This window comes from Streptomyces sp. NPDC001933 (assembly GCF_042890955.1).
Lineage (GTDB): Bacteria > Actinomycetota > Actinomycetes > Streptomycetales > Streptomycetaceae > Streptomyces.
Map to the genome: position 1 here is coordinate 1 of NZ_JBIASS010000070.1, position 9017 is coordinate 9017.

Consider the following 9017-nt stretch of genomic DNA (forward strand, 5'->3'; position numbering starts at 1 on the left):
GTGAACAGCGGTCGGTTGGTGCGGGTCCAGCCGGACCCGATGGCGACGGCTGTGGGGCCGATGCCAAGTCCTTCACCGGAGTTCCCTGTGCCTTCTCGCCGGCCGCCTCGATCCCGCGCCGCCAGTACGCCCCTTCTGGGTCGATGACCCGTAGCCGCACGAACTGGGCCAGCACGGCCGGGTCGCGTTCCTCGCTGAACCGCAGCACCCCGGCCGCCGCCCCACGCACTCGCACCCCCGCCCCGTCCCCGTCCTCCAGGACGTCCGCGGAGTCCTCGCCGTCGTGCTCCTGGTCCTGGTCGTCGGTGTCCTCCCGGCCGCTGCGGACGCGGGGATCGGCCAGCGCCTCGATCGTGTCCGTGTCGTGTGCCCGCAGCACCCCGAGGACCTTCGAGAGGGTCTTGTAGGCGTCCGACGTAACCATTTCATCGCTGCTTTCGCCCAGTCCGAGGAATCTTCGCCCTCGGTGGTGTCTTCTACGTCACTTTCGAGGTCGTCGAGACTGTCCTCTCCCGCGCCCGTGGCTGCCGAGTTCAGTTTCTGCGCCTGAACCCCGGTCCCGGGAGTGGGGTGGTGGGGGAGTGCGGATGATGGTGGTGCGGGCGAGGAGGTACTGCTCCTGGGCGTGGCCTGTCCTGCAAGGGCCCTGCGCATCAGCTGATCGAGGGCTTCGGCGAGGTCGGTTCCTGGTGGATCCATGGGGTCCCGGTCAGCCCAAGGTCGGGGAGGCGGACCCGGATTTGGCGGACGTCGTGCCGGGCGGCCAGGCGGTGAACCGTGTCGGACACCGACCGTAGGGCCTCCAGGGCATCGGTCAGGTTCGCCGGCTGCCTGGCGGCTTCCTTTTGCCTCGCGGCGGGCGCAAGGAACGCGTCGGTTGTGGGTGATGTGCGTTCCTGGTGGTGATGGCTGCGGCAGACTGGGTGGTGTTACTGGCTTTTGCTGCGTGCAGAGGAGTGTGTGGGTGGGGATCGGGCTGGCTGAGGCATTGGCCGAACTTCGGGAGGAGCTGTACCGGGCTCAGAACGCGGGAGCGGGGCAGCAGTTCCGGTTCGAGGTGGAGAGCGCGGAGCTGGAGCTGACCGTGGAGTTCCGCAAGAACGGGGACGGCAAGGTCAACGTTTCTGTCGGGGCGGCAGGCGTTGAGGCGGGCGGCGGTGTGGAGAGCACGAAGTCTCATCGGCTGGCGCTGACGTTGAACATCCGGGACGAGGCTCTTGGCGGAACGCGCGCCGTGATCGGACGGAACGCTCCCGGAGTAGCTGCTGCGGGGGCCTCCGGTGTCCCGGAGGAGCCGGCTGCGGAGGCGGCCGGCTCTGAGGAAGAAACACCTGTGGAGGAGACAGCGGAGCGGCCGCGTCGTCCGTGGGACCGGTGACGTGAATCCTGAGCGTCTGGCTCTGGTCCGTGCGGGGCGCACTGCGGAGCCTTCGGCACAGGGGTCGGGGTACCTGATCGGCGATCACGTGGTGCTCACGGCGTTGCACGTGGTGACGGATGCTATGGGTGGGTGGCTGCCGCATGTGACGGTCCGGGTCGGGCATCCCCAATTCGGTGCGGGGCCGGTAGAGCGCTCGGCGCAGGTGTGCTGGCCCGACCCCCGGGACGGGGTGGCCGGGGACGACGCGCCGGATGTGGCGTTGCTGTGGCTGCGGGAGCCGGTCTGCGTGGAGGGCGGGCCGGTGCGCTGGGGCCGGCCCATAGGAACGTTGCCGGTGGGATTCGAGGGCGCGGGGTTCCCCCTGTTCGCCAGCGATGGAGACACTCCACAGTTCGAGTATCTGCGAGGCCATCTGTCGGTGGTAGCAACCACGCTTCGGGGGCGTTGGGTGCTGGACACGCCCATCTGGCCGGACGACCGCGGGGACAGGGGGCGGCCATGGGCGGGGGCGTCGGGCAGTGCGGTGTTCTGCAGGGGCCGGCTCGTGGGGGTCACGGTCGAGGACGACCAGGGCATGGGCTGGCGTCGTCTGTACGCGGAGCCGTTCCATCCGCTCGTCCACGATGCGGGCTTCGCGGACCTGCTGGAGCGGTTCTGCGGACAGGAGCACCTCCCCGCTGTGGAGGAGGTCCGAGGCGGGCGCGCGGTGCTCCGGTCCGGCTACCTGCGGGAAGTGGAACAGTGGGCCGCGGTCGATGCGTTCGAAGGACGCGAGGACGAACTCGCGGCGATGGCCGCCTTCGCCACCGCACCACACGGGGAGCCGGGCATACATCGTGGGTACTGGCGGTGGCTGGCGGAGGCATGGTCGGGCAAGACCACGCTTCTGGCACGGTTCGCCCTGAACCCGCCCGCCGAAGTGGATCTGCTGGCCTTCTTCATCACCCAGCGCTCCGCCGGCCAGTCCGACCGCACCGCCTTTCTGGCCGCGATGCAAAGGCAGCTGCGCGAGTACCTCCACGACAAAGACGTGGAGTGCACCGAGCCGGGACAATTCCTCGAAACACTGGAACTGGCCGCAAAACACGCACAGGCTGCAGGACGGCGCCTGGTGCTGATCGTCGACGGCCTGGACGAGGACACCGGCGTCACATCCGCCAGCAGCGCCTACAGCATTACTGCCCTGCTCCCCCGCACACCACCCCCAGGCGTCCGGGTCATCGTGGCCGGCCGGCCCAACCCCCGCCTGCCCTCCGACGTCCACACCGAGCACCCGCTACGCGACAAAGCGGTCAACCGCGCACTCCTCCCGTCGCCTGCCGCGCGTGCGGCCCGCGAACGCGCGGAAGCGGACCTGGAGAAGCTGATCGGCCAGGGCGGGCTCACCCGCGACCTCGTCGGCCTCACCGCAGCCGCGAGCGGCGGCCTGGCCGCGGCCGACCTGGCCGCCCTCACCGGCAGCAGCCCACGCATGGTGGAGCTGGCCCTGGGCGGGGCGACAGGACGCTCCTTCCAGCACCGCCCCGCCCAGTGGACCCTGAACCACGACGGCTCATCAGCAGAGCTGTACTCCTTCGCGCACCAGGCACTCCTCGAAGGCGCCCGCGACATCCTCAAACACCAAATGGACGCCTACCGGAACCGCCTTCACAACTGGGCCGACACCTGGCGCCACACCGGCTGGCCCGCCAGCACACCCGAATACCTACTCCTCGGCTACCCGCAGGCACTCCGCCAGCTCGGCGACACCACCCGCCTCACCAACCTCGCCACCGACGCCACACGCCACGAACGCATCTGGCAGACCACCGGCACCGACACCGAGGCACTCGCCGAAATCGCCGACGCCTTCCACCTCCAAGCCCCCAACCCCGACATCCCAGCCTGTCTACTCCTCAACCACCGCCGCCATAAACTTGAACAAGCCACCACCAACACCCCCGACGACCTCATCATCACCTGGGCCCACCTCGGCCACGTACGCCGCGCCCTCTTCCTTCTTCGGACAAAGCCGCAAAAACTGCCGAGCTCAGTCTCATTAGATCCATGGCTTCTCGCGCATATTTACAAAATTGCTCGGAATAAGCCCGAAACGGCCGACCTCGTCACCGAAACCGCCCGGGGCATCACCGACCCCGACACCCGCGCCCGCGCTCTGGCTTCCGTGGCCAGAGTCCTGGCCGATGTGGGGCAGGGTGGGGAGGCCGCCGCCCTTGCCGACGACGCTGCCGCAGCCGCCCGGGACATCACCGACACCCTTGACCGTGTCTACGCTCTTGCTTCCGCGGTCACGGCCATGGCCGGTACGGGACGGCATGAGGATGCTGCCGCCCTAGCCGACGACGCTGCCGCAGCCGCCCGGGGCATTACCGACCCCGTTCACCGTGTTTACGCGCTGACTTCCGTGGCCAGAGTCCTGGCCGGTGCGGGGCAGGGTGGGGAGGCCGCTGCCCTTGTCGACGAAGCCACCGCCAGCATCCGGGATATCACCGACACCCTTGACCGTACCTACGCTCTGGGTTCCGTGGCCGAGGCATTGGCCGGTACGGGACGGCATGAGGAGGCTGCCGCGACCGCCCGGCGTATTACCGACCACGACACCCGCGCCCATGCTCTGGCTTCTGCGGCTGAGGCCCTGGCCGGTGCGGGACGGTACGAGGATGCTTCTGTCCTTGCCGACGAAGTCACCGTCAGCATCCGGGATGTTACCGATCCCGAAGCCCGTGCCTACGCTCTGGCTTCCGTGGCCGAGGCCTTGGTAGGTGTGGGGCAGGGCGGGGAGGCTGCCGCAGCCGCCCGGGGCATTACCGACCCCGTTCACCGTGTTTACGCGCTGACTTCCGTGGCCAGAGTCCTGGCCGGTGCGGGGCAGGGTGGGGAGGCCGCTGCCCTTGTCGACGAAGCCACCGCCAGCATCCGGGATATCACCGACACCCTTGACCGTACCTACGCTCTGGCATTTGTGGCCGAGGCATTGGCCGGTACGGGACGGCATGAGGAGGCTGCCGCGACCGCCCGGCGTATTACCGACCACGACACCCGCGCCCATGCTCTGGCTTCTGCGGCTGAGGCCCTGGCCGGTGCGGGACGGTACGAGGATGCTTCTGTCCTTGCCGACGAAGTCACCGTCAGCATCCGGGATGTTACCGATCCCGAAGCCCGTGCCTACGCTCTGGCTTCCGTGGCCGAGGCATTGGCCGGTGTGGGGCGGTATGAGGAGGCCGCTGCGGCCGCCCGGGATATCACCGACCCCGACACCCGTGCTCGCGCTTTGGTTTCCGTGGCCGAGGTCTTGGCCGGTGTGGGGCGGTATGAGGAGGCTGCCGCGATTGCCCGGGGCATCACCGACCCCGACACCCGTGCTCGCGCTTTGGTTTCCGTGGCCGAAGTTCTGGCCGGTGTGGGGCGGTATGAGGAGGCTGCCGCGATTGCCCGGGGCATCACCGACCCCGACACCCGTGCTCGCGCTTTGGTTTCCGTGGCCGAAGTTCTGGCCGGTGTGGGGCGGTATGAGGAGGCTGCCGCGATTGCCGACGAAGTTACCGTCATCACCCGGGATATCACTGACCCCGACACCGGCGCCGATGCTCTGGTTTCCGTGGCCGAAGTTCTGGCCCGTGCAGGGCGGTATGAGGAAGCTGCCGCGATTGCCCAGGGCATCACCAGTCCCGATATCTATGTCGGCTTCCTGGCCTCCCCCCGTGTCCGCGCCCTGGCCTCCGTGGCCGAAGTTCTGGCCGGTGTGGGGCGGTATGAGGAGGCTGCCGCGATTGCCGACGAAGTTACCGTCATCACCCGGGATATCACCGACCCCGACACCCGCGCCTATGCTCTGGTTTCCGCGGCCAAGGTCTTGGCCTGTGCACGGCGGTATAAGGAAGCCGCCACGCTTGCCCGGGCCATCACCGACCCCGCCGACCGCGTCCTGGCCTCCCCTCGTCACACCGCCCTGGCCTCCGTAGCTAAGGCATTGGCCGGTGCGGGGCGGTATGAGGAGGCTGCCGCGATCGCCCGGGACATCACCGACCCCGACACCCGTGCCCGCGCCCTGGCCTCCGTAGCCACGGCCTTGGCCGGTGTGGGGCGGTATGAGGAGGCTGCCGCGATTGCCCGGGGCATCACCGAATCCGACACCTATGCCAACGTGGCGGCCTTCCTCCGTGTCCGCGCCCTGGCCTCCGTGGCCGAGATTTTGGCCGGTGTGGGGCGGTATGAGGAGGCTGCCGCGATTGCCGACGAAGTTACCGTCATCACCCGGGATATCACTGACCCCGACACCCGTGCTCGCGCTTTGGTTTCCGTGGCCGAGGTCTTGGCCGGTGTGGGGCGGTATGAGGAGGCTGCCGCGATTGCCCGGGGCATCACCGACCCCGACACCCGTGTCCGCGCCCTGGCCTCCGTAGCCACGGCATTGGCCGGTGTGGGGCGGTATGAGGAGGCTGCCGCGATTGCCCGGGACATTACCGACCCCGACACCCGTGCCCGCGCCCTGGCCTCCGTAGCCACGGCCTTGGTCAGTGCCGATCAAGACGGCGCCGCCAGGCTCCGCAGCCAAACAACGGCTTTGGTTGCTGGACATCCCAACGCTGCCATGGCGCGGGGGCGAGAGATCCTCTTCGAGGCCCTGAATAGCCCTGCATGGAGCCCTAACATTGCTGATGCAGTGCTGAGAGTGGAACCCGACGGCACGGCAGCCATCTTGACCGGAATCGTGACAGCGCGACATGAGCGTGATCGCACGCAGGCGGGCGAGGCCACCAGCGGAAGCAAGGCGGGCAGCATGAGGTCCCCCCGGCCTGCGGCAGAGACTGATCAACTGGCCCGTGCGGGTTGGCGGGGCCTCAGGCTCGTTCGTTCAGTCGTTACCAATTGGCGTAGTGCTGCTCCTCGAACTCGACGAGGCTGAGGTAGCCGAGTCGTTTCTGGATACGACGGAAGTTAAGAAGCTGTGAATAGGCGGTGTTGTGGCGTGATTGTCAGCCGTCAGATAGATCTTGTGCATGGAGGCATTGCCCCTGGTAGTGAACCACTCTGGGTTTGATCGAGGACCCGCGCGGGCCTCTGACCCACGCTCCGGCTCGGCCATCTGCGGCGAGCACACACGGCTCGAGATTACCCTCACCTCCTGGTCACCTACCAGCGCATGCCAAGGGCATCGAGGTCCGCCCGCCGCTGCTCGGTGAGCCTGTCGGCGCGTTTGCGTGCGTTGTCGAGCCAGGTGCCCAGCCGTACGGTCACAGGCTCCTCAGCACCGTTCTGACGTCCCACTGCGACACCACCTCCCTCCAGGTGTTCGACGTGCTTCCGAGGCACCCGAAGATGCCCCTCACGGGCATGGAACTGCCGTGCCGCTGCCAGATTGACCGCCCACATGTCGTCCTGCGTCCGTTTCACCAGCCGCTCCGCCCCCTCGGCGGGTTCGATCCCGAGGACGTTCTCCAGCAACCACTGCTGCGCGGGCAGCAACTGCTCCCACCCGAACCGCTGCGCCGTAACCCAGCGCCCGAGGTCTTCTCCTTGCACGATCACTTTGCCGGCCGCTACCGGCAGGGCCCCGCCGTCTTGGAGGAGGTTCTGGGTGAGCCGGAAGCAGCGTTGCCATCCCGCGTCCCAGACGGGGCACCATCCCGGATCGATCTCTTCCAATGCCGTCCGCCGCGCCTCGGTCAACGCGCCCTTACTGGTCTCGACAGCCAGGCCGGCCTCACGGCGTTCCGCGTTCGTGTCCGCGGCTCGGGCGGCGAATCGCTGGTTCTTGGCCCAGGCCCCGACCGGGTATCCGTCCCAGACCGCGGTCGCGGGAGGCAGCAAATGCCCGTGCACCTCCGCCCAGGCGCGGGCCGCCGCGAGGCCTTCCTCGAACGCGACGTCCTGATGCGACCAGACCATCCCCAGCCCGACCAGCTGTTCCACCCGCCCCGCATCCAGACGCCCGGCCTTGTGGGATTTCCGCTGGTCGGCAAGCCACGTCCCGAGCGGGAACCCGGCCGGCACCCAGGTATCGGGGGTGACGTAGTCGTACGGGACCCGCAGCTGGTCCGTCCCGGTCTCCTTCACGTACCGCGTGCATGCCTGGATCCCGCGGCGCCAGAACGTGTTCTCCGGCTCGATGACCCGCAGCTTCACGAACCGTGCCAGCAACGCGGGATCCCGGGGTGTGCTGAACTTCAGCAGTTCCTGCGCAGGCGCGCTCGGCCCCCGCTCACCCTCCGACACCTCCCGCTCAGCTACCGCCTCGCCTTCCTCGGCACCCTCCGGGTACCAACTCCCGCTCCGAATACGGGGATCCGCGAGGTGCTCGATCGTTTCGGTGTCGTGTGCCCGCAGCGCTGAGAGGACCTTCGCGAGGGTTCCGTACGCCTGGGAGGTCAGCATTTCGTCCGGTGTTTCACCCGGAGCAAGGAATACCGGAACAACCAGAGAAGCAATTTTCCCTTGACCGGGCTTGATTCTCAGGGCACGTCCGACCATTTGCACGATATCGATCATCGACCCCCGCGCATCGCAGAACGCGACGGAATCACAATTCGCCGTATCGACGCCCTCGCCCAGCACCTTCACCGAGCTCAGCACCCGCAACGCCGCCGGCACCAGACTCTTCACCGACCGCTGCCCACCCATGCTGCGACCGCTGCCAGCCCTGCCGCCTTCGTGGTCCTGGCCGTGGTCCCGGATGATGTCGGAGGCGAACTCCTCCAGGACGGTGCGCCGGTGGGTGGGTGGGTGGGTGGGTGGGTGTTCGCCGCACAGCCAGTCGGCCCATACCCGCTCCGGCTCTGGGTAGCGTCGCGGATCGTCTTCCCACAGCCTCCTGGCTGCGTCGATGAAGCCTGCGGCCATGGCTTCGGCTTCACTGACCCTGCTGTGGAACGTCAACACCTTACGCAGGTTCTCCTCGGCAGCCGCGGTCACGAGCCCGGTCTGCAGTGCGGCGAGCCGCGCTCCGCGGGCCGCGTCCGATCCGAGGCCGACTTCCTCGCGCAGCTGACGAAACTCAGGGTCGAAAATATCGACACACACCACCTGATAAGGGGCAACCAGACCTCGGCTCACAGCCTGTGAGAGCGTCAGCTTGTACGCCACCGGCCCGAACACCCGCGACCCCGGTTCCATACTTGCCACCAGCCGCGGCTTCCCGGCCTCACCGTCCCGGACATGCTCGGGCGCTTCCCAGATCCGGGCCGTGGCGGTCATGTACAAGCGACGAGTCGCCGGCATCCGAGCCTGGTCATGCACCACCGCCCACGGCCTGCCCACATACCCGCTCGTGCGGTGCGCCTCGTCGACGACCATCAGGTCCCATGCGCCAAGGCCGGCAGCGTGCGCGTTCTGGAGGATGCCGAGGCCGACGGCGGCGTACGTCGCAAACACTGTCACCCGGTCCAGATCCCTGACCCAGGCCACCAGTTCGCCGGGATCAGTCGTGCACGGCACACCACCAGAGTCGCCCGCCCGAAGCGAGCACACCCCCACCTGGTGATCGGTGTCGTTTTGTCGGTGGGTGTTCGGCATCGTTTTGTCAGTGGGTTGGTGGGGTGTCCGGGACTGCTGCACGGATAAGTGACACCTGACCTGGCTTGCTGAGAGGCGGCCTGGAAGGATGTTGCAGTGCCCAAGCCGTATCCGAAGGAGTTCC

Annotated in this window: 3 protein-coding genes and 1 pseudogene; 2 read left to right on the plus strand and 2 right to left on the minus strand. The window is 67.9% G+C overall.

Annotated features, from left to right (window positions below; all coding sequences use genetic code 11):
* Positions 1-424: pseudogene (locus ACFYY7_RS44385) on the minus strand (hypothetical protein); the annotation flags it as partial.
* A 540-nt stretch (positions 425-964) separates the two neighbouring features.
* Between ACFYY7_RS44385 and ACFYY7_RS44390 the strand changes: the two are divergent.
* Complete coding sequence (locus tag ACFYY7_RS44390; protein WP_388671851.1) at positions 965-1378, plus strand: trypco2 family protein; 414 nt, start codon at positions 965-967, stop codon at positions 1376-1378.
* 1 nt (position 1379) lies between these two features.
* Complete coding sequence (locus ACFYY7_RS44395) at positions 1380-6287, plus strand: NACHT domain-containing protein (protein ID WP_388671854.1); 4908 nt, start codon at positions 1380-1382, stop codon at positions 6285-6287.
* Positions 6288-6514: 227 nt separating this feature from the next.
* Here the strand turns inward: ACFYY7_RS44395 and ACFYY7_RS44400 are convergent, their stop codons facing one another.
* The gene (locus ACFYY7_RS44400) at positions 6515-8893 is read right to left on the minus strand and encodes a Helicase associated domain protein (RefSeq protein ID WP_388671857.1); all 2379 of its coding nucleotides are present in this window, start codon (positions 8891-8893) and stop codon (positions 6515-6517) included.
* Positions 8894-9017: the final 124 nt, after the last annotated feature.